Origin of the sequence: Campylobacter subantarcticus LMG 24377, from assembly GCF_000816305.1 — a bacterium.
Classification (GTDB): Bacteria; Campylobacterota; Campylobacteria; order Campylobacterales; family Campylobacteraceae; genus Campylobacter_D; species Campylobacter_D subantarcticus.
In genome coordinates, this window is record NZ_CP007773.1 from 264,502 (window position 1) to 287,073 (window position 22,572).

At 29.3% G+C, this 22,572-nt stretch carries 20 protein-coding genes and 1 tRNA gene; 20 read left to right on the forward strand and 1 reads right to left on the reverse strand.

What is annotated here, in order from left to right; translation table 11 throughout:
• The first annotated feature begins 19 nt into the window (after positions 1–19).
• From CSUB8523_RS01485 to CSUB8523_RS01495, 3 genes are all read left to right on the forward strand, one after another.
• Positions 20–1,234, forward strand: a complete 1,215-nt coding sequence (locus tag CSUB8523_RS01485) for a beta-ketoacyl-ACP synthase II (protein ID WP_043019396.1) — start codon at positions 20–22, stop codon at positions 1,232–1,234.
• 1 nt (position 1,235) lies between these two features.
• A complete protein-coding gene (locus tag CSUB8523_RS01490; RefSeq protein ID WP_043019397.1) occupies positions 1,236–2,171 on the forward strand; it encodes an acetyl-CoA carboxylase carboxyltransferase subunit alpha in 936 nt (311 codons plus the stop codon).
• 68 nt (positions 2,172–2,239) lie between these two features.
• Positions 2,240–2,315 (forward strand) — tRNA-Phe (locus CSUB8523_RS01495).
• A gap of 2 nt (positions 2,316–2,317) precedes the next feature.
• Here CSUB8523_RS01495 and CSUB8523_RS01500 read toward each other — a convergent pair.
• Positions 2,318–3,115 (reverse strand): ferritin-like domain-containing protein, encoded by a 798-nt coding sequence (locus CSUB8523_RS01500; RefSeq protein ID WP_043019398.1) that lies wholly within the window; start codon positions 3,113–3,115, stop codon positions 2,318–2,320.
• Positions 3,116–3,197: 82 nt separating this feature from the next.
• On the opposite strand from CSUB8523_RS01500, the gene kpsM reads away from it, so the two are divergent.
• From kpsM to CSUB8523_RS01585, 17 genes are all read left to right on the forward strand, one after another.
• Positions 3,198–3,974, forward strand: coding sequence for a capsule polysaccharide transporter KpsM (gene kpsM / locus CSUB8523_RS01505; protein WP_043019399.1), 777 nt, complete (start codon positions 3,198–3,200; stop codon positions 3,972–3,974).
• On the forward strand, positions 3,971–4,645 hold the full coding sequence (locus CSUB8523_RS01510; RefSeq protein WP_043019400.1) for a capsular polysaccharide export system, ATP-binding protein: 675 nt from the start codon (positions 3,971–3,973) through the stop codon (positions 4,643–4,645). The genes kpsM and CSUB8523_RS01510 overlap by 4 nt, the downstream gene beginning before the upstream one ends.
• Positions 4,632–5,750 carry a capsular polysaccharide export system, inner membrane protein gene (locus CSUB8523_RS01515; RefSeq protein ID WP_043019401.1) on the forward strand — a complete coding sequence of 373 codons (1,119 nt, stop codon included), beginning with the start codon at positions 4,632–4,634 and terminating at the stop codon, positions 5,748–5,750. Before CSUB8523_RS01510 ends, CSUB8523_RS01515 begins: the two co-directional genes overlap by 14 nt.
• The gene (locus tag CSUB8523_RS01520) at positions 5,750–7,393 is read left to right on the forward strand and encodes a capsular polysaccharide export system, periplasmic protein (RefSeq protein WP_043019402.1); all 1,644 of its coding nucleotides are present in this window, start codon (positions 5,750–5,752) and stop codon (positions 7,391–7,393) included. Before CSUB8523_RS01515 ends, CSUB8523_RS01520 begins: the two co-directional genes overlap by 1 nt.
• A gap of 8 nt (positions 7,394–7,401) precedes the next feature.
• Positions 7,402–8,358, forward strand: a complete 957-nt coding sequence (locus tag CSUB8523_RS01525; RefSeq protein ID WP_043019403.1) for a KpsF/GutQ family sugar-phosphate isomerase — start codon at positions 7,402–7,404, stop codon at positions 8,356–8,358.
• Positions 8,358–8,747, forward strand: coding sequence for an FAD synthase family protein (locus CSUB8523_RS01530; protein WP_043019404.1), 390 nt, complete (start codon positions 8,358–8,360; stop codon positions 8,745–8,747). The genes CSUB8523_RS01525 and CSUB8523_RS01530 overlap by 1 nt, the downstream gene beginning before the upstream one ends.
• The gene (locus CSUB8523_RS01535; protein ID WP_043019405.1) at positions 8,744–9,955 is read left to right on the forward strand and encodes a LicD family protein; all 1,212 of its coding nucleotides are present in this window, start codon (positions 8,744–8,746) and stop codon (positions 9,953–9,955) included. The genes CSUB8523_RS01530 and CSUB8523_RS01535 overlap by 4 nt, the downstream gene beginning before the upstream one ends.
• Positions 9,955–13,248: a CDP-glycerol glycerophosphotransferase family protein gene (locus CSUB8523_RS01540; protein ID WP_043019406.1), complete on the forward strand. Its 3,294-nt coding sequence runs from the start codon at positions 9,955–9,957 to the stop codon at positions 13,246–13,248. The genes CSUB8523_RS01535 and CSUB8523_RS01540 overlap by 1 nt, the downstream gene beginning before the upstream one ends.
• Positions 13,215–15,773, forward strand: coding sequence for a hypothetical protein (locus CSUB8523_RS01545; protein ID WP_043019407.1), 2,559 nt, complete (start codon positions 13,215–13,217; stop codon positions 15,771–15,773). Before CSUB8523_RS01540 ends, CSUB8523_RS01545 begins: the two co-directional genes overlap by 34 nt.
• A complete protein-coding gene (locus CSUB8523_RS01550; protein WP_043019408.1) occupies positions 15,773–17,566 on the forward strand; it encodes a capsular polysaccharide biosynthesis protein in 1,794 nt (597 codons plus the stop codon). The genes CSUB8523_RS01545 and CSUB8523_RS01550 overlap by 1 nt, the downstream gene beginning before the upstream one ends.
• A gap of 63 nt (positions 17,567–17,629) precedes the next feature.
• Entirely contained in the window at positions 17,630–18,013 is a 384-nt protein-coding gene (locus CSUB8523_RS01555; protein ID WP_256378650.1) for an HAD hydrolase family protein, read from the forward strand.
• Complete coding sequence (locus CSUB8523_RS01560) at positions 18,010–19,548, forward strand: capsular polysaccharide biosynthesis protein (protein ID WP_043019410.1); 1,539 nt, start codon at positions 18,010–18,012, stop codon at positions 19,546–19,548. Before CSUB8523_RS01555 ends, CSUB8523_RS01560 begins: the two co-directional genes overlap by 4 nt.
• On the forward strand, positions 19,545–20,276 hold the full coding sequence (locus CSUB8523_RS01565; RefSeq protein ID WP_039662814.1) for a glycosyltransferase family 2 protein: 732 nt from the start codon (positions 19,545–19,547) through the stop codon (positions 20,274–20,276). Before CSUB8523_RS01560 ends, CSUB8523_RS01565 begins: the two co-directional genes overlap by 4 nt.
• Positions 20,257–20,889 (forward strand): PI-PLC domain-containing protein, encoded by a 633-nt coding sequence (locus tag CSUB8523_RS01570; RefSeq protein ID WP_043019411.1) that lies wholly within the window; start codon positions 20,257–20,259, stop codon positions 20,887–20,889. The genes CSUB8523_RS01565 and CSUB8523_RS01570 overlap by 20 nt, the downstream gene beginning before the upstream one ends.
• Positions 20,886–21,515 carry an HAD family hydrolase gene (locus CSUB8523_RS01575; RefSeq protein WP_256378639.1) on the forward strand — a complete coding sequence of 210 codons (630 nt, stop codon included), beginning with the start codon at positions 20,886–20,888 and terminating at the stop codon, positions 21,513–21,515. Before CSUB8523_RS01570 ends, CSUB8523_RS01575 begins: the two co-directional genes overlap by 4 nt.
• Positions 21,516–22,256, forward strand: a complete 741-nt coding sequence (locus CSUB8523_RS01580; RefSeq protein WP_039662821.1) for a glycosyltransferase family 2 protein — start codon at positions 21,516–21,518, stop codon at positions 22,254–22,256.
• Positions 22,237–22,572 (forward strand): nuclear transport factor 2 family protein, encoded by a 336-nt coding sequence (locus tag CSUB8523_RS01585; RefSeq protein ID WP_043019412.1) that lies wholly within the window; start codon positions 22,237–22,239, stop codon positions 22,570–22,572. The genes CSUB8523_RS01580 and CSUB8523_RS01585 overlap by 20 nt, the downstream gene beginning before the upstream one ends.

Here is a 22,572-nt window from a genome sequence, read left to right on the forward strand (position 1 = left end):
TTTTAATAAGGAGTGCGGTTTGAAACGCGTTGTAGTAACAGGTATAGGAATGATCAATGCTCTTGGCCTAGATAAAGATAACTCATTTAAAGCAATTTGTGATGGTAAAAGTGGCGTTGATAAAATCACTCTTTTTGATACCACTGATTTTCCGGTGCAAATTGCTGCTGAAGTGAAAAATTTTGATCCTTTAAGTGTTTGTGATGCTAAAGAGGTTAAAAAGATAGATCGTTTTATACAACTTGGTATTAAAGCAGCAAAAGAAGCTATGGAAGATGCTAAATTTGATGAAACTTTAAACAAAGAAGAATTTGGTGTAGTTTCAGCAGCTGGTATAGGTGGTTTACCAAATATAGAAAAAAATTCTGTTACTTGCGCACAGCGTGGACCACGCAAAATTACTCCTTTTTTCATACCATCAGCTTTAGTTAACATGCTTGGTGGGATTATTTCAATCGAGCATGGATTACAAGGACCAAATATCTCATGCGTGACTGCTTGTGCAGCAGGAACTCATGCTATAGGCGAAGCTTATAAAAGCATAGCTTTAGGCAATGCAGATAAAATGCTTGTAGTAGGTGCTGAAGCAGCTATTTGTGCTGTGGGTATTGGCGGGTTTGCTGCTATGAAAGCTCTTTCTACTAGAAATGATGATCCAGCTAAAGCTTCAAGACCATTTGACAAAGAAAGAGATGGTTTTGTGATGGGTGAGGGTGCTGGTGCTTTAGTGTTTGAAGAATATGAAGCTGCTAAAAAGCGTGGAGCTAAAATTTATGCTGAGTTAGTAGGTTTTGGCGAAAGTGCAGATGCACATCATATCACTTCGCCTACTTTAGAAGGGCCATTGCGTGCTATGAAAAAAGCTTTAAAAATGGCAGGAAATCCAAAAGTAGATTATATTAATGCACACGGAACTTCTACTCCGGTAAATGATAAAAATGAAACAGCAGCTATTAAAGAGCTTTTCAAAGATCAAATTCCTTTAGTTAGTTCTACAAAAGGTCAAACAGGCCATTGTTTGGGTGCTGCTGGTGCTATTGAGGCTGTTATTTCTTTAATGGCACTTGATCAAGGTGTATTGCCACCAACTATCAATCAAATCGTAGCAGATGAAAACTGTGATCTTGATTATATACCAAATATTGCAAGAAAAAGCGAAGTTAATGTAGTAATGAGCAATTCTTTCGGTTTTGGTGGAACAAATGGTTGTGTGATTTTCAAAAAAGTAGATTAATATGGCTTCTTATTTAGATTTTGAAAAAAATATTCAGCAAATTGATGAAGATTTAACAAATGCTAAAATCAAAGGTGATGATGAAGCAGTAAAAATTTTAGAAAAAAATCTTGAAAAAGAAACTCAAAAAGTTTATAAAAATTTAAGTGATTATCAGCGCTTACAGCTTGCAAGACATCCTGATCGTCCTTATGCACTTGATTATATTCAAGCTATATTAAGTGATGCTTATGAAATTCATGGTGATCGTGCTTTTAGGGATGATCCTGCTATTGTGTGTTATGCAGGTTATATAGGTGGGAAAAAAATTATTGTTATAGGTGAACAAAAAGGTAGGGGTACTAAAGATAAGCTTCATAGAAATTTTGGTATGCCTCATCCTGAAGGTTATAGAAAAGCTCTTAGAGTAGCAAAAATGGCTGAAAAATTTGACATACCAGTGTTATTTTTGGTGGATACTCCGGGTGCTTACCCAGGTGTGGGTGCTGAAGAACGTGGTCAAAGTGAAGCTATAGCTAGAAATTTATATGAATTAAGTGCTCTTAAAACAATCACTATAGCAGTGGTTATAGGTGAAGGTGGAAGTGGTGGTGCTTTGGCTATAGGTGTTGCAGATAAATTAGCTATGATGAAAAATTCAGTTTTTTCTGTGATTTCACCTGAGGGTTGTGCGGCTATTTTATGGAATGATCCATCAAAAAGTGAAGCTGCTACTAAAGCAATGAAAGTAACTGCTGATGATTTAAAAACTCAAGGTTTAATAGATGATGTCATCGAAGAGCCAATGAGTGGAGCTCATAGAGATAAAGAAAATGCGATTAAAAATTTAAGTGATTATGTGTTAAATGCTTTAAATGAGTTGGAAAAACATGACAAACGCGAATTAGCTGCATTAAGAATGCAAAAAATCTTTAAATTTGGAGCTTTTTCTGAATGACTTGCATTTTTATGCAAATTTCAACTTATTTTAAAAAAACTCTTGTATAATTACAACTTCAATTCAGTGGTTGGATAGCTCAGTCGGTAGAGCAGCAGACTGAAAATCTGCGTGTCGGCAGTTCGATTCTGCCTCTAACCACCATTTTATTTTTTGTTATAAAAACTTTCTAACTCTTGAAGCTCACTCTCTTTAAATCCAGCTTGAATTCTAGCTTTTTTGTTGTAGATTTTTCCTAAAAGATTGAATTCTTTATATTTAGCGCAAAGATCAAGGTAGTTATCGTGTTCTTTTTTAGCGTAATTCCACCAAAAATCACCTTTGTTTACGTGTTTTATCTCATCATTTAGTATGATTGTAAAAATTTCATTAAATAGACTTTTTATAGGATGATTTGCGGTGTTTAATTTTTCTAATACAAAAGGATTAGCATCAAGCCCTTTTGCTTCAAGCCCTCTGTGAACTATGCCCATTCTGTGAGCAAGATTATCTTTGGTTAAAAATAGTGCTTTTTCAAGATTATCGTGCGCATGAAAATCTCCATATTTAAAACCTAATTCATTTAAAGCATTTTTTAAAAGTAAAAAATGCTTGATTTCCTCATCAGCTACTTCAAGCCAGTCTTGATAAAATTTCAATGGCAAGTTTTTAAATCTATAACTAGCATCTAAAGCCAAATTTATAGCACTATATTCTATATGTGCAACTGAATGTAAGATTTTGGCTAAAGATAGAATGCTACTTGCTTCTTTTGGACGCCTGATTTTCATAGGATGAAGGATTTTAACTTGTGAATTTTCACAAATGATGGCTTTATGGGTATGGTCAAAATCGCACTTATTTACTTTGAAGTCATCGTAGAAATTTTTAAAATCTTGGATTTTTTGAAAAATATCTTTTTGATATAAAATTTTTTCCAAATCATTAAAAAAATTTCTCGCCATTTTTCAACCCTTGTTAAATATAATATAAGATAAAAAAGTATAATATAAAAATTTTGAAAATTTGAAAAGGTTTGCTAAAAATATGTTAAATGTCATTCATGCTCTTTTTTTTAGAGAGTTAAAGACAAGATTTGGTATCAATAAATATCTAGGCTATTTTTGGGTGATTGGTGAACCTATGATGGTAGTTTTAGTAATTACTTCTATAATTACGCTTATTAGAGAATTTCATCATCAAATCATGCCCGAAGGTGTTTCTATTTTTTTATTTTTAGCAGTAGGCATTATACCTTTTTTTATGTTTAGAAGTATTATTACCCAACTTTTAAGTGGTATTAGTTCTAATTTGACTTTATTTGCGTATAAACCTGTTCGTCCCATACATGTGTTTGTTGCTAGAACCATGCTTGAGTTTTGTATTTATTTTACTATTTTTATTTGTGTAATGTTTTTAGCAGGTTGGTTTTTACATATGCAAGTGATACCTAAGCATTTTCTAGAAGTGTTATTTTCGATTTTTTTGCTTGTAATGTTTGGTTTTGCTTTAGGGATTTGTTTTGCTATAGCAGGGCATTTTGCAGAACCTTTAAAAATGGCATTAAATTATTTAAATATAGTGCTATACTGGACAGCCTTGGTGGTATTTCCTATATGGATAGTTCCAAAACCTATTTTAGATATTTTGTATTATAATCCACTTTTGCATATTATGGAGCTTTTAAAATATAATTTTTTTCGAAATTACCCTTTGCTTGATGATTATAATTACTATTATCCTATTGTATGTTTGAGTGTAGTTTTGTTTTTAGGCTTGTTTTTTTATTATTTTACTAGAGAAAAGCTGATAGCAGTGCGATGATAAAATTAGTTAATTTAACCAAATCTTTTCCTTTGCGTAATGGTGATAGGCATTATGTTTTTAGAAATTTAAATTTTGAATTTCCTGAAAACTGTAGTATAGGCTTGATGGGACGTAATGGTGCTGGAAAATCCACCTTAATGAAGCTTTTAAGTGGTTCATTGCTTCCTGATAGAGGTAAGATTATAACTAATAAAAAACTATCTTGGCCTTTAGGTTTAGCAGGAGCTTTTCAGCACAGACTCTCAGCAAGAGACAATGTTCGTTTTGTTGCAAGGGTATATGGCTATAAAGGAAAAGCTTTAGAAGAAAAGATTAAATTTGTAGAAGACTTTGCTGAGCTTGGTAAATTTTTTGATGAGCCTATGAATACTTACTCAGCAGGTATGAGCGCTAGGATTTCTTTTGGTTTAAGTATGGCGTTTGATTTTGATTATTATTTAATCGATGAAGCAGGTGCGGTGGGAGATCCTAAATTTAGAGAAAAAAGCACTAAGATTTATAAAGAAAAACTAAGCCAATCAAAAGTTATCATGGTTTCACATAATGTAGCTGAAATTAAACAATGGTGTGATAAAATTATATTCATGCAAGATGGACAAGCTACGATATATGATGATGTAGATGAAGGTATAGCAGTGTATCAAGGAAAAATAAATGCAAAAAAATGAGTTGTTGAAAAAACTTAAAAATTTAGAAATATTATATTCTTTTAAATTAGTATTAATTTTAATCGCACTAGTGGTATTTTACTATGTCTTTATAGCAGCTAATCGTTATGTAAGCGAAAGTGTGCTAAGTGTAAAATCAACCACAGGCGATAGTGGTGCTATCACTGGTATAGCAGCGCTCTTGACCAATAATTCTTTTTCAAGTGATGATATTAATTATCTAAAATCTTATATTCATTCTTTAGATATGTTAAATATTTTAGAAGAGAAAATTCAAATTCGTGAACTTTATCAAAAACAAAAACTTGATTTTTTTTATAGCATTGCACCAAATGCAGATCAAGAAGAATTTTTAAAGTACTATCAAAACCGTGTTAAGATTGTCCAAGAAAACTCAGCTAATGGACTTTTGCGTGTGGAAGTGGAAGGCTTTGACCCACAAAGTGCTCATTTAATCGCTTCAACTATAGTAAAAGAAAGTGAAAAATTTATTAATGAAATTTCTCATAAAGCAGCAAGAGATCAAATGCAATTTGCTGAAGAAGAGCTTTTGCAGTTTAAAAAAAGATACCAAAAATCTAAAGATGCACTTTTGGCCTTTCAAAATAAATATGGAGTATTTGATCCACTCAAACAAGCAGAAGGCACTTTAAAACTCATAGCCGAGCTTGAATCAAGAATAGCCGCAAAAGAAGCAGAACTTTTGATGATGCAAAGTTATATTAATGATAATGCACCGCAAATTGTGACAATCAAAAGTGAAATAGATGCATTAAAAAAACAACTTCAAAAAGAAAAATCCAAAGTTTCTTCACCAAAATCTTCTCAAAAGCTTAATGATCTTGCAGCTAAATTCCAAGATCTAACTATAGAAGCAGGCTTTGCAGAGAGTGCTTACACTGCTGCATTAAAAGCTTATGAGAGTGCTAGGATAGAGGCTTTAAGAAAGATCAAACAAGTTGTGATTGTACAAAGTCCAAGTTTACCACAAAGTGCAAAATACCCAGAAGCTTTGTATAATATACTTACGGCTTTTATGATTTTGTCTTTGATATTTGGAATTGTAAAATTTGTTAAAATGATTATAGAGGAGCATAGATACTAATGAAAAAGTTATTTTTATTTTTAATTTTACCTTTGTTTTTATTTTCTGCGGTAGATGTTTCTCAAATCGCAAAAATTCAAAGTCAAAACCAAAGTATGGATCCACAAATAATAAATTATGATTACAATCAAAGCGATATAAATCAAACCACAGCTAAGGTTTTTGGTGCACATTTATTTAATGGAAACTTTACTAAATTTACCCAACACGTTTATAACCCTGATTATAAACTAGCAGTAGGTGATAGGATTAATGTAAAAATTTGGGGTGCGGTAGAGTTTATACAAACATTAACGGTAGATTCTCAAGGTAATATCTTTATACCTAAAGTTGGCGCGATCAATCTTTTAGGCGTGAAAAATAGTGCTTTGGTGCAAGTTATCACAAAAGCGATTAATAAAATTTACAAAAGCAATGTCTATGTATATGCAGATATGGATATTTATCAAAATGTTTCAGTATTTGTCACAGGAAATGTGAATCAACCAGGACTTTATCAAGGATTGAGTTCAGATTCTATCATACAGTATTTAGATAAAGCACGCGGGATTAATTTGGAATATGGCAGTTTTAGAGATATTCAAATTTTAAGAGATAATAAAGTCATTAAAAAAGTAGATTTGTATGATTTTTTACTTAAAGGTCAGATGGATTTATTTCCTTTTAGAATGGGAGATGTGATTTTAGTAGGTAGTGTGCAAAAATATGTATTTGTAGAAGGAGATGTGCAAAAGCCTTTTAGGTTTGAACTTAGTAATGATATTTTAAATTTAGAAGATATAGCTAGAGTCGCAGGTGCTAAGCCTATAGTTACTAACGCAGTAGTAAAAAGCTATAGAGAAGATCACAAGCTTCATGTGCAAGCTTATAGTAAAAAACAGTTTTTAGGTGTAGGTTTGCATAATGGCGATGAGATAGAATTTAGACCTGACTATACAGCGCAAAACATTAGCATTAGTATAGAAGGTGAGCATAATGGTTTGCATTCGGTGGTGATAAGAAAAGGCACAACCTTAGCAGAGCTTGCTAAAATGATTACGGTTAATGATCAATCAAACATCAATGCCTTACAAGTTTTTAGAAAAAGTGTAGCAGCCACACAAAAACAGCTAATAGAAGCTCAACTCAAAGAACTTGAAACACTAGCTTTAACTAGTTCTTCAGTTAATGCTGAGCAAGCTAGCATTAGAGCTACACAAGCTAAGACTATTTTAGAATTTATCGCACGTGCAAAGCAAGCTCAGCCAAAAGGACAGATTGTTATTGATAATGTTAAAGCGTATAATTCTATAGTATTAGAAGAAGGTGATGTGGTGAATGTACCTAGTAAAAATAATCTTGTTTTGGTCCAAGGTGAAGTTTCTATACCAGGTGCATTTGTATATATGGATAAAGAAAAATTAAGATATTATATTAACCTAGCGGGTGGCTTTAGCGATAGAGCTGATATATCAAGAGTTTTGGTGATTAATGCTAATGGTAAAGCAACTAAATACAGTGGTAGAAGCTCAGCAGATATCAAAGCAGGAGATTCGATTTTAGTTTTACCAAAAGTAGACAGTCAAAATTTACAAATTTTTAGCATGTTAACACAAATTTTATATCAAATTGCGATTGCAACTAATGTAGTGTTAAATATATAGGATTTTCAATGAGTCAAATAGATGCGATTAAAATAGCTAAAGAAGTTTTTCAAATCGAATCAAAAACGATTTTAGATTTATGCGACACCTTAAACGAGGAATTTAGTAAAGCGGTTGAGTTGATTTTGTCTATTAAAGGCAGGTGTGTTGTGAGTGGTATGGGTAAGTCAGGTCATGTAGGAGCTAAGATAGCTGCAACTTTAGCTAGTACAGGCACTCCGAGTTTTTTTATGCATCCGGGTGAAGCATTGCATGGAGATCTTGGAATGATCGCGAGTGAAGATGTGCTTTTGGCTATTTCAAATTCAGGAGAAACCGAAGAGGTTTTAAAACTCATTCCAGTGATCAAAAAAAGAAAAATTCCTTTGATTGTCATGGCAGGAGATCAAAACTCTACCTTAGCAAAACAAGCTGATGTTTTTATCAATATCGCAGTAAAAAAAGAGGCATGTCCACTTCAGCTTGCTCCAACTTCATCTACCACCGCTACTTTGGCAATGGGCGATGCTATAGCAGTGATTTTAATGAAAGCAAGAAATTTCAAACCCGATGATTTTGCGCTATTTCACCCAGGAGGAAGCTTAGGTAGAAAGCTTTTAACCAAAGTAAGTGATTTGATGGTATCAAGCAACCTGCCTATAGTCAGCCCTAATAGTGAATTTAATGAATTAGTTGATGTGATGACTAGTGGCAAATTGGGACTTTGTATAGTTGTTGAAAATGAAAAATTAGTTGGGATTATCACAGATGGAGATTTAAGAAGAGCATTAAGGGCAAATGATAAGCCAAGATTTGACTTTAAAGCCAAAGAAATCATGAGTGAGAGTCCAAAAACCATAGAAGCAAGCGCTATGGCAAGCGAAGCAGAAGAGTTGATGTTAAAACATAAGATCAAAGAAATTGTTGTTACGCAAAATGAAAAAATAACAGGCATTATACAACTTTATGCAATAGGAAGTGTGTGATGATCACGGTTATAACATTTGGAACTTTTGATTTGTTTCACTATGGACATTTAAGAATTTTAGAAAGGGCAAGTGAGTTGGGTGATAGACTTATTGTAGGAGTTTCTTCAGATATGTTGAATTTTGCAAAAAAGGGACGAAAGCCTATTTGTAGTGAATACGAGAGAATGAAAATTATTTCAGCGTTAAAATGCGTTGATGGAGTTTTTTTAGAGGAGTCCTTAGAGCTTAAAGAAGAATATATTAAAAAATATCAAGCTAATATTTTGGTTATGGGAGATGATTGGAGGGGAAAATTTGATTGTTTTGATAAAATATGTGATGTTGTGTATTTAGAAAGAACACCTAGTATTTCTACTACTGAAATTATAGAAATGATTAAGACATGACCTTTAAGACTAGTTTGCAAAAAGCCTTAAGGGATTCTAAAGGACTTTTTTTTACGCAAAAAATTTTAGCATTTTGTATAGTCATGTTATCGCAAAAAAAAATAAATCACTCGAAATTGCTATTTTTTTTAAAAATTTGTATTTTTATACGACAAAAGATAGCGTATTACTATCAAGCTGAGCTTGATTTTTATCGCTGTGAACATTTTAAAGCTCTTGATCATATTGACTATTTTTTAAAATTTTATCCTAATCATATGGAAGCTAAATACCTTAAAGCTCAAATATTGTTTTTATGCGATAAAAAGCAAGAAGCATGGGAAATTTTAATTGGTTGTTTAAAACAAACAAAGAGAATAAAGACTTGGTTGTTTTTAAGCAAGATGGTTGAAAATCAAAACGATGTTAGCAAATTAGAAAATTTATATTTAAAATTTCAACAGAATTATTCTCAAAAAGAGCAAGTGATAATAAATAAGCATTTAATAACCGTTTTTAAGAAAAACTATGATTATGCTAGAGCTAAAGAGTATTTAAAGGATAATATAATACACTTTCCTTTAAAAGTTGTGAATAAGAAAAGTAAAATGGCAAAGCAGGATGCAATAAATGCTTTAAGAGATATAAAGAAAATTTTTGATAATTCCAATATTGATTTTTTTTTAGTTAGTGGGACATTTTTAGGTTGCATTAGAGAGGGTGATTTTATAAGTCATGATTATGATATTGATATTGGAATTTGGAGTGAAGATTATAATGATGAAATAAAAAATAAGATTTTAAAATACGGTGTTTTTGTGCAGTATGATTCGGATTGGATTGGTGGTTTAAAACTAAAGCATATTAATGGTGTAAAAATAGATGTATTTTTGCATTTTAAAGAATTTGATAAGATATACCATCAAGGAGAAGTGGCAAAATGGTATAACACTACATTGCGGTTGCAAAAATATAACTTTATGGGTGATGAATATTATGGATTTGAAGATTTTGATAAATATTTAAGTGAAAATTATGGAAATTGGAAAATAAAAAAAATAGATTTTGATAATATTTTGGATACTCCAAATGCTATTGTTGTAAATAGTGAAGCGTTTGTTGTTCATTTATATCAATTATTGATGAGTCAATATGCAAAAAATAATAAAAACAAAATATTATTCTATTTAGAGCGATTTGGTGAAAAAATATATAAAGGAAGTGTTTAATGTATTGGATTTATTATTTTTTAGGTATGTGGTATTATCAAAAAAAGAAAGATTATAAAAAAGCTCAAAGTTATTTTTTAAGGGTGCTAAAAAGAAGAGAAAAACATGCAAAGTGTAACTTTAAACTTGGTATGAGTTATTTTAAGTTAAAACAGTGGAAAGAAGCAAATGAATTCATTTCTAAAGCTTTGATTATAGATCCATCAAAAAAATCTTGGCACACTCAATTAAAGCAAACAGAAAATCACCTAAACAATATGTTTTTTAGACCACAAAAATTGTGGTGGAAGGAAGTTGAGGATTTGAAAAGGCAAATCCAAGATAAAGAAAAAAATTTTTTTATATGCAGAGATCTTGCAATAGCTCTTGAAAATATGAAAAGATATCATGAGGCTGCAAGTTATTATGAGCAAGCTGTTAAGCTTAGTGATAAAAAAGAATCAATATTATATTATAAATTAGGTTATTGTTATGAAAGTAAAGGACATGATAGTGAGCCAAATATTGAGTTAGCACAAAAATATTACAATAAAGCCATTAAATATGATGATAAGCTTGATGCAAGGAAATTTGGTATTGGCATTTTTCATGAGAAGCAAGGACTTTGGGAAGAGGCAAATAAAGCATATCTAAAGCACCATGAAGAAGTAAAAAATTTGGATAACGATGATTTGTTGTATAAAATAGCTTTTAGTTTTGAAAAATTATATGATTACTGTAACGCTGAATATTATTATAAAAGAACACTAGAGATAAACTATCAAAGACCATACACTCACTATAGATTAGCCCTTATACTTGAAAAGCAAAAAAAACTTGAAGAGGCAGTTGAATTTTATAAAGAAGCTCTTAGAAGAAGTAATGAACATAAATCTTATTGGTATTTTCGCTTATGTAAATGTCTGAATTCTTTAGGCAGATACGAAGAATCTGCAAAATTTTTAAATAAATCTCAAGTTCTTCAAAATAAACCTTATGGTTTATCAGAAGGTGTTTTAAGTGATAAAAACCTAAGACGAAGGATGTTTTATACGGAGTGTTATGAGAATTTAAAAATCATTGATAATGTGATTTTATATGAAAGTTTCCATGGAAAATCAATGTCTTGTAATCCTTATGCTATATTTTTACATCTTTTAAAGCAAGATGAATTTAAAGCTTATACTCATGTATGGGTTGTAAATAATCTTAACAATGTAAAAGCAAATTTTAAAAAAATGCAGAATATTGTTTTTGTTGTTAGAGGTAGCGATCTTTATTTAAAGTATTTAGCTAGTGCCAAATATCTTATCAACAATGTAACCTTTCCTGATTATTTTATTAGAAAAGAAGGACAGAGATATTTAAATACTTGGCATGGTACGCCTATTAAATATTTAGGTAAAAAAATAAAAACTGGTTTTATGGAGCATGCCAACGTACAACGAAATTTTTTGCATGCAACGCATTTAATCCACCCAAACTTATATACAAAAGATATTTTGGAGAATGATTATGATATTAAAGACTTGTTTTCTGGTGTTTCTGTTTTAACAGGATATCCTAGAATTGATTTGTCTTTATCTAATGATGTTTCTATAAAAAATGATTTAGGAATTAAAGATAACCAAAAAGTGTTACTTTATGCGCCAACTTGGAGAGGTGGTTTAAATAAACAGTATTTTGATTTTGAACGTTTAAAGAATGATATCTTGGAACTTCAAAAAAGTAATTTTAAAATTTTAGTATCAGTTCATCATGAGATTGAGCATTTATTTGATAATGAACAATTAAAAGATGTCTTGCTTCCATCTTATATGGAAATGAATGAGTTGTTGCCCATTGTAGATGTTTTGATTACGGATTACTCTTCTGTAATGTTTGATTTTATGGTTTTGGAGAGACCTATTATTTGTTATTTATATGATTATGAGTATTATAAACAAGAGAGGGGATTATATTTTAATGTAGATGAAATAACACATCATGTTTGCAAAACAATAGAAGATGTAAAAGAAGTTTTAAATTCCAAAGATTTATTTGTAAAAGATAATTCACACTTGACTAGTTTGAAACATAAATTTTATGATTTAGAAGATGGGAAATCTTGTGCGAGAGTGGTTTCAACTTTCTTTGATGATATGAAAAAGAAAGACACGAAAAACTGCAACAATGTTTTATTTTATGTGGGGCCATTTATACCAAATGGTATTATGAGTTCTTTTAAAAATTTAGTGCACCATTTACAAAATTTAGATTTTAATATTTTTGTGTCTATTGATCCTGCTTCGATATGTTCTCATGAAGAAAGATTGGAACAGTTTTATTTGATATCTGAAAAGGTTAAAATTTTACCAAAAGTTGGTTCCTTAAATTTAACTTTAGAAGAATTTTACATAGAAAAAGAAAATCTTAATAAAGAAAAGTCTTTGCAAAATTATAAAAGAGAATTTAAAAGATTATATGCAGATGTAAATTTTAAAGTAGTGATTAATTTTGAAGGTTATAATGTATTTTGGGTAAAATTGTTTTCTAGTGTTGATAATAATATGATTTTTTTACACAATAATATGCAAGGTGAATTTGAGAAAAGATTTCCTTATCTTGAGCAAAATTTTAAATGCTATAAAGACTATAAAAAAATTCTCTCTGTTTCAAAGCAGACAAATGAAGAAAATGAAAAAAATCTAGCTAATGCATATGATATTGAAAAAGACAAGTTTGATTTTTTGGAAAACACTATTAATCACAATGAAATCATAGCAAAATCAAAAGAGAAGCTAGATGAGATAACTGAGAATAAATATTTTAAAACAGACTATAAAGTGTTTATCAATATAGCTAGGCTTTCAGTTGAAAAAGATCAAGCTAAGCTTATAGAGGCATTTAAAGTTATAAACGAGAAGTATCCTAAAACACTTCTTTTGATTTTGGGAGAAGGTCCATTAAAAGAAGATTTGCAAAATTTGATTAAAAAGTTAGATTTAAAAAAGAAAGTTTTTCTTCTTGGCAGGATTTCCAATCCTTTTCCATATTTGAAAAAAGCGGATTGTTTTGTAATGAGTTCAAACCATGAAGGGCAACCTATGACTTTATTAGAGGCATTGGTTTTAAATAAAGCCATAGTTGCTACAGATATTCCAGGGAATGTTAGTGTGCTTAAGAATCGTGGTGGTTTGATAGTGGATAATACTATAAAAGGATTGGTGTATGGAATGGAATATTATATTAGTAATTTAATTGAAATATTAGATTTTAATGCAAAGGAGTACAACATTCAATGTTTGCAAAAATTAAAAGCGTTTTTAATATAAAAAAAGAAAAAAAAAATGATAAATATAGAGTGGCTGTTTTGTTTTATGGACATGCAAGAACTTATCGTCGGACATATGATTTTTTTAAAAAAAATGTTTTGGATGTAAACAATGATATTGAAATGGATGTGTATATACACACATGGAGTGAGTTGGAGCATGTGGATCATAGACATCAATACAAAAAAGACTTAAGTATCGCAGGAAAACCATTGCAGCAGGATGATGTTAGTTTTATAAAAGAAAAATATAATCCAATAGCACTTAAAATAGATAATCAATTGTCTTTTAATGAGGAGCAAAGAGAAAGAATATCGAAGAATGGATTTAGTGAAAAATCATATATTGCTAATTATAATATTTCATATTCAATGCAAGAGTGCAATAAGCTAAGAAAAAAAACTGGCAAAAAATATGATTTAATTGTTTTAAGTAGATTAGATATTATATTTTTAAAACCGTTAAAGATATTTGAAGCTTTGCAGAATAGCGGTCAAGGTAAGATAGATTTTTTGAGCTATAATAAAAGCGATTTTGATGATATTGTTTTCTATACATATATGGAGTCAAACTCTATGGAGTTGTTTAGAAATCAAAGAAAATATATTACTGGTATTGATTTATTATTGATAGCTGGTAATAAATCTATAGATTATATATGTGGTTGGCATAATGAACTTTTAAAATTTCCCCCTATGGGTGCTGGTCCAGAAAGATGGATAACTAAGCAAATTCATGATTATAAATTAAATTTACAACTGATGTATTATAAAAAACCTGAATGTTATACAATATTAAGAAGTAATGAGTGTAGTGAATCTGTCAATCGGGAGTTATTTTGTTTAAATGATGCCAAAAAACATTGGAATTATGAATATACTCGACAGATATATGAAAAACTTATAAAAATAAATGAAAGTTATTTATTTGAATATATACACTACTTGGCTGATATTGGCTATTTGGAGGTAATTTATAAGTTATTTTTTATTGACTTTGGCCTTGAAAAAATTAATAAGATGATTGAGTTAAAAATCAATGACTCGGAAACAGCCGTACATTTATTAAAATTTTATAATTTGTCATATAATCCATCGATTATGTGCTGTAGTGATAAAATTGAAAGCAAGATGTTAAATTTGACTTATCATAATAATTTTTTTGAGCTACATAAACTATGCATGGAAAATTTAGATTTTATAAAGAAGGATTGTGGGAAAACTCAAATGATAGTAAATTATGCCATAAATAAAATGATGGAGAGTGATAATTTGGGTGCAGAATTAGCTATTCATGTTTTGTCTTTATATGAAACCTCAAAGAGTATTAACCAACAAAGAAAAAAATATATTACGAGTAGTTTTATTGATTACTTTGAAAAAAAAAGAGAAGAAGGTTTTTTTAAATATCAAAATTCTGTACTTATTGGTGCTATTTTACACCAAGTAAATCAAGATGAAGGTAAAAAAAAGTATGTCTTAAAGAATCAAAATTATTTCCAGAAATATAATAAAAAAAGTAATGGCATTTTTTTTGTAAAAGATAATGTAAAAGATAATGTAAAAGATAATGTAAAAGATAATGTAAAAGATAATGTAAAAGATAATGTAAAAATTGCCGTATGTTTATCAGGGTTGATTAGAGGTGATTTTAAGAAAGTTATTGATAATTTAAAATCCGTATTAATAGAACCACTAAATGCAGATTTGTTTGTTTTTAGTTGGGATAGAAGTGTTGAATATCCTGGTTTTTGCGGGGATAGTAATTGGGTGTATCGATTGTTTGGAGCCGATTTTTTAAAAGAGTGTCCAGAATATATGAAGAAAACATCTTTTCTCCAAGCTAATTTTCCAAAATTATATAATAAATTAAATATGGAGCATGGTGTTAAAAAAATCGATAGTGCGTATATTCAGAGTATTTCAAAATGCGTTGCTGCCGATACTGAAAATGAGGAGATTTTTTTACAATCCTTATCGATGGATTTTTTATCTATGAGAGAAAAAAACAGGGCAAAGATGTTTTATGGGATTTATAGGTCACTTCAAATGGTGTTTGAATATGAAAAAAATCATAATATTCGGTATGATTATTTGTTTAGAGTTAGACCGGATATTGGTCTAAAAGGAAATATAAATAAAGTCCAGTTAATGAAATTGCAAAACAATGAAATTGCAGTTGATTTTTTTTCTTATGGCGTGCAAGATCAATTTTTTTATGGTCGCAGAGATATCGTCGCAGAATTGATGAATTTATGGGTTTATTATCAAAATAATACCGATTTAAGTAAAATAGATAGTTCGCATTATTTATTGCATATGTTTTTTTCACTAAAAAATATTTTCACTGTAAAACCTATTTTGCAAAGAGATGTATCATATGCTATAAGAGGAATAAAATTTCCAGATGTTTCTAAGGAGTTAGAAAAAGACTTGCTAAATTTTTGCTCAGAGCATTATGATTACGGAAGAGTAAAAAATATATTGCAAAAAATGTTCTTAAGTTATGAATCTAAGGAACTCTAATGCTTAACCCAAATAGTGCTATAGACAGGATAAAAAATTCACTTTCTTATAGATTAGGTCTTGCTATCATAGAATGTAAAAAACAACATGGGGGGGGGTATATAACCCTACCATATAAATTATATAAGATAAAACAACAACATTTTAAAGAACAAAAACTATACAAGCAAACTATTAAAATATTTCCACAACTTGCATATCCTAAAGTAGAATCTTGCAAAGATTATAATGAAAGCATAAGATATAAGTATCATCTTTCCTATATGCTAGGAGAAGCTTTGATTTGTGCTCATAAAGCTTGGTGTAAAGGAGGATACTTTATGTTACCTTCTTTGTTAAAAGAAAAATATAAGATATATAAAAACATTCAAGATATTATCAGCATATTGCCTCAAAAATTACACTATCATTTTTACAATTCAACAATAAAAAATCATAAAATAAATATTCAAGATTTGATTGATATTTTGAAACAACATAAAGATTATAAACCCATACTAGAAAATATATTTCATAATTTTGATTTTTTTATAAAACATTTTGATCTTATTAGAATTTGGCTATCTTCGAAAGATTTTAAAGAAAAATATAAACAAGAAAATCACCCTTACCCTTCTTTGCTTGATCCTAAAAAACTAAACGATGAGAATGAAAAAATTAACTATAAAAATATTCCTGCTGAACTTGCATGGGAAATGAATTTACCTTTACCGGATAATTATAAGTTTGTGTTTTTATCTGGGGGAGTTTCTGGGCATGCGGCAATGATGAAATTTTTAGAAGATTGTTATATTGGGTTATATACAAGACAAACATATCGAGGAGGTGATGTACTCGGTATTTATTGCGATCAATATTTAGCAATGCAAAAAAAACACTATAATATTTTAGTTTATATGGAATATGGAAATATACAATCAAAGGCCAAGGAAAAATTAATTGGCTTATTTGATCAAAAAAGAAGGGTTTTATTTTTAGTTAGAGATCCTATATCTAGATTAAAATCTAGAGTTAATCATATAGCCCCAAATAAATTTGCTAAGTATGATTTTTATTTAGATTCTGATGTTAAAAAGGTGGTGGATGTAAAGAGATACTATTCGAGAAAAGGAATCTCTGGTTTTCCTGAAATTGATATTTTAGAGAATTATGTTAATTTGAATTTTTTTTGTTATACATCTTTAACTAAAAATTTTCATGATGATGTTTTTTACATTGATATGGAGGAAATTAAACCAGAAAAAGCATTTGATACAATGTGTGCTTTGGCAAATAAATTTGGATTTAGCGAGCCTACTGATAAGAAAAAATTTTCATGCACGGTATTTGACGATACAATTGGATATTTTCCTATGAGATTGCATATTGGTAGTATTATAATTATAATTAATACCGAATTTAGAGCTAAACAAATACAACAATCCAAAGAATATATCAACATTGTAAGTGATTTTTTTGATAAGCCTTTAAAATATGACAATTTAGGTATTTTTATAAAACCACAAGACTATGAGCAGTTAAAGCAGAGCGGTGAACTGATGCAAGCCACAAAAAAATATTTGGCAAATTTTATAAAGGCATTGGAAGAAAGAATAGAGATTGAAAAATCTAAATTATTTAAAGAAGATGATGTGTTAAAATATTTAAAAGAAAACAAAGAGCTAAGGATTAGACTGAAAGAATTACTTGATAAAGAACTTGCTCACATTAAGCAATACAGGCCAGATATAGTTGCCTCTTGGAAATACTATCAAGAATTTGAAAGAATATGTAAAGAATTGGATGGTAATTAATACTAAAGAAAGATAAAAAAAAGTATAATATAATAAAAACAAGGAAAGACTATTAAGAATATTATTATTGATTTAGATGGAACTTTAACATTAGATACTGATGTTCCTTACAAGGATAAGCCAATAAATACAAACATTTTAAGGCAACTATGTTATTATAAGGAATTAGGTTTTAAAGTAACTATATTTACTAGTAGAAATATGAGAACATATCAGGGTGATATTGAAAAAATTAAGCATAATACATTGCCCATAATTGTAGAGTGGCTTGATAAGCATAAAGTTCCTTATGATGATATTATCGTAGGAAAGCCATGGTGTGGTTACGATGGTTTTTATGTCGATGATAAAGCTATAAGACCTTCTGAATTCGCAAAATATTCTTATGAGGAAATTATTGAGATTCTTCAAAAAGAAAACCCATATAAAGATGGAGGAAATAGATGATTTTTATTATGTCATCAGCTTATTGCTCTGATGATTTTGAACTAGAATTTGGAAAAATTCCTCCTTCTTTTTTGCCGTTGGGCAACAAAAGATTATACGAATATCAGATTGAACTTTTTCGTAACTTAAATGAGTCGATAGTATTAACTCTTCCTCAAAGTTTTCAAATTAGTGAATATGATTTTCTAAAGTTAAAATCACTAGGTGTAAAGATTTTATATATTCCTGAAAGTATGCAATTAGCAGAAGCTTTGATTTATACTATTAATATGAATTCTCCAATCAATGAGTCGATTTATATATTACACGGTGATACATATTTTAGTTCTATACAGTCTTTAAAAAACCATTTGGTGGTTTCAAAGGTAAAAGAGAATTATAAATGGGCGTACTTGTTTAAAGAGAAAGTGTTAAATTATAGGATAAAAAATAACATTTCGGAAGACTATGAATTGGTTTTATCTGGTTTTATGAATATTGAATATCCATACTTTTTAGTTAAGTGTCTTTTGGATAATCATTATTCTTTTGTTGATGGGTTAAGAGAATATTCCAATACTCATGCTTTTAGTATAGCTCAAGATAACTCATGGTTAGATTTTGGCTTGATAACAAATTATTTTCATTCTAAAAAAAAATTTAGCACACAAAGAGCTTTTAATCATTTATTAATTGATGAAAACTTTGTGATAAAGTCTTCAAATTGGGATAGTAAAATCAGAGCTGAGATCAATTGGTATAGAAGATTTCCACAAAAATATAACATGTACTTACCAAGATTTTATTGTGAAAAAGCAGGTTCTTATCGATTGGAGTATTTGTATCATAATACCTTATTAGAGTTGTTTGTTTTTGGAAAATTACCACATTATATTTGGCGTAATATTTTTGGGTCTATAAAAGTATTTTTAAACACTATTCATAAATTTAAAAGTGATAAAGAGATTGTTTTTGATTATAAAGCTAAAACGTTGAAAAGATTAAAACAAATCAATCATCCAGAAATTAGTTTTTCTAAAAAATATTCTTTTGGTAATTATGAAAGTATATCAATATGTGAAATCCTAAATTCATTAGATAAAAATATATCGCAAAAACAAGATATAAGATTAATTCACGGAGATTTTTGTTTTAGTAATATTGTGTATGATTTTAGATCAAAGAATATAAAAACGTTTGATCCCAGGGGAATGGACTTTGATGAGAATATAACAGTCTATGGAGATATGTGTTATGATTATGCGAAATTAGTGCACTCCGTATTAGGTTTGTATGATTTTATTGTTTCTGGCTTTTCAAGATGTGAAATTCAAAAAGATAAAATATTTTTGTCTATAGATGTGAGTGATGAAATAGTTAAAATTCAGGAAGAATTTTTTACAATGTTCGAAATTGATAAGCAAATTTGCTCTATTGCTATACATCTATTTGCTTCTATGCTTCCTTTGCATGCTGATGATAGTGACAGACAAAAGGCTTTGTTTGCTAATGTTTTTAGATTATATTTTTATTTTAAAGATAAAGGTTTGGTATGACTATTGTTTTTCCTATGGCTGGGCTTAGTTCACGATTTTTAAATGCAGGTTATAAAATACCAAAATATATGCTTAAAATACAAAATAAAACTGTATTTTATAATGCGGTTTTTGGGTTTAAGCATTATTTCAAAGATTGCAATTTTCTTTTTATTTATAGAGATATACATAATACCGAAAAATTTATTGCAGATGAGTGTGAAAAATTTAAAATCAAAAATAAAATTCTTGTAAAACTTGATGATGAAACTCAAGGGCAGGCCCATACAGTTATGCTTGGATTGGAAAAAGCTTATATTGATGATAATGAAAGTATATTGATTTTTAATATAGATACTTTTAGATATAATTATATTTTACCTGATTTTGACTATGAAAAGTTGGATGGATATTTGGAAGTATTTCAGGCCGATGGAGAGCAGTGGTCGTTTGTTTTACCTGGTGATGATAAAAATGTTTTGAAGACAACTGAAAAAGAAAGAATTTCTAATCTTTGTAGTAGCGGGTTATATTATTTTAAAAAAGGCAAAGACTTTAAAGATTCTTTTAAGTTTTCGTATGAAAACAAGCTGTATGTAAAAAATGAACTATATATAGCACCCTTATATAACTATTTGATCAAAAATGATAAACAAATTAAATATCATGAGATAAATTTGAGTGATATAATATTTTGCGGAACACCGCAAGATTACGAAAGGATTAAGATTGAAAATAATATCTCATAGAGGTATATGGGGCAAATGTAGTGAGAAAAACACCTTAAAAGCATTTGAGCGGAGTTTTTGTAATGATTTTGGTGTCGAGACTGATTTGCGAGATATGTTAGAGCAAATTGTTATATCACATGATATGTCAAATAGCAGTTGCTTGACTCTAGATGATTTTTTTGCTTTATATAAAAGATTCTCTAGTAATTTTCCTTTGGCATTAAATATTAAAGCTGATGGACTTCAAAGTATTTTGAAAGAATTTTTAGAGAAATATGATGTTGATAACTACTTTGTATTTGATATGTCGGTTCCCGATGCTTTACTTTATATAAAGGCAGGCTTTAATGTTTTTACAAGACAAAGTGAATATGAAAAACAACCTAGTTTTTATAATGAAGCGTGCGGAGTGTGGATGGATGAATTTTGTGAACATTGGATTGATGAGAAGATTATTCAGGGTCATTTAGAAAATAATAAAAAAATATGTATTGTTTCCCCTGAATTACATAAAAGAGATTTTAAAAAAGAGTGGCAAGAGTACAAAGAAATATCTAAAAAATTAGATAACGGTGATAGTTTGATGCTTTGTACGGACTATCCTTTTCAAGCAAGGGAGTTTTTAATGTGAAAATTAAAGCGATACTTTTTGATATGGATGGCGTTTTGATTGAAGCTAAGGATTGGCATTATGAGGCGTTAAATAAAGCATTAAAACTTTTTGGAATGGAAATTTCTCGTATAGAACATCTTACAACCTTTGATGGTTTACCAACAAAAGATAAACTAAAAATGCTTTCTTTGGAAAAAGGTTTACCTGTAGGCTTACATGGATTTATTAATGAGCTAAAGCAACAATACACCATGGATTTGGTTCATAGTTTATGTAAACCAAGATTTCACCATGAATATGCTCTTTCGAAACTTAAAGAGAGTGGTTATAAGATGGCTGTGTGTTCTAATTCTATTAGAAATACTATAGAAATAATGATGCAAAAAGCTTCTCTTGATGTATATTTGGATTTTTATATTTCTAACGAAGATGTAAAAAAAGGAAAACCTGATCCTGAGATGTATAACAAGGCTATAGAAAGAATGAATTTGCACCCAAAAGAATGTATGATTGTAGAAGATAATGAAAATGGTATAAAAGCAGCTAAAGCTAGCGGAGCTAATGTAATGATAGTAGGAGAAATCATTGAGGTTAATTATGAAAATATTTTAAAACATATTGATAATTTCCAAAAAGGAAAATAGATGATTGATATAATTGTTCCTTTGGCGGGTAAAAGTTCTTTTTTTAGCGAGGATAAAGATGGCTTTCCAAAGCCATTTGTTGAAATTTGCGGCAAAACTATGTTAGAACATTTCATAAGAAACTATGATAATATAAAAGAAAAACGCTTTATTTTTATTTTAAGACAAGATGATGTTAAAAGGTATCATTTAGATGATGCTATTAATGTTTTAACTAATAATAAAAGCAAAATAGTAGTATTAAAAAATGAAACAGAAGGAATGCTTTGTTCATTTATGATGGCTATAGATGATATACAGAAAGACAATCCTATTTTAGTGGTTAACATGGATCAAATTTTTGAATATGATTTAAGAGAGATTCTTTTTAAATTTGAGCAATGTGATGCTGGTGTATTAAGTTTTGAAAGTATTCATCCAAGATGGGCTTATGTTAAATGCAATGAAGATAACAATTTAGTCTTAGAATCTTTTGAAAAAAAACCTATAAGTAAAAATGCTATTGCTGGATTTTATTATTTTAAGAATTTAGACTTGCTATTTAATGCTGCTAAAAATGTTATAAAAAAAGATGTGAATTATATGGGAAATTATTATATAGCTTCAACTTTAAATGAGTTAATTTTAAAAAATAAAAAGGTGGTTAACATAACTATTGATTCAAATCGCTATTTCACTTTTTATAGCCATGCTAAAATTACTGAATATGAAAGGGTGAAAAATGCTAAAAGAGTTAACTAAACAATATATAAAAGTTTTTGATGAGAAAGATTTAAATGGTGTATCTATACTTTTTGATGATGATTTTGTGTTGGAAGATCCTGTAGTTAAAAGAGTAGAGGGAAAAAATAAATCTTTAGAAGTTATAAAAAATATATTTAGCAATTGCAATAAGTTAAATTTTAGCGCTAAAAATATCTACATGGAAGGCAATATTACGATTATTGAATTTGTGCTAATTTTAGATGAACATAGATTAGAAGGTGTAGATATTATTAAGTGGGAAAATGAAAAGATGAAAGAATTAAGAGCTTATTTGGATATTCCTAAGGATTGA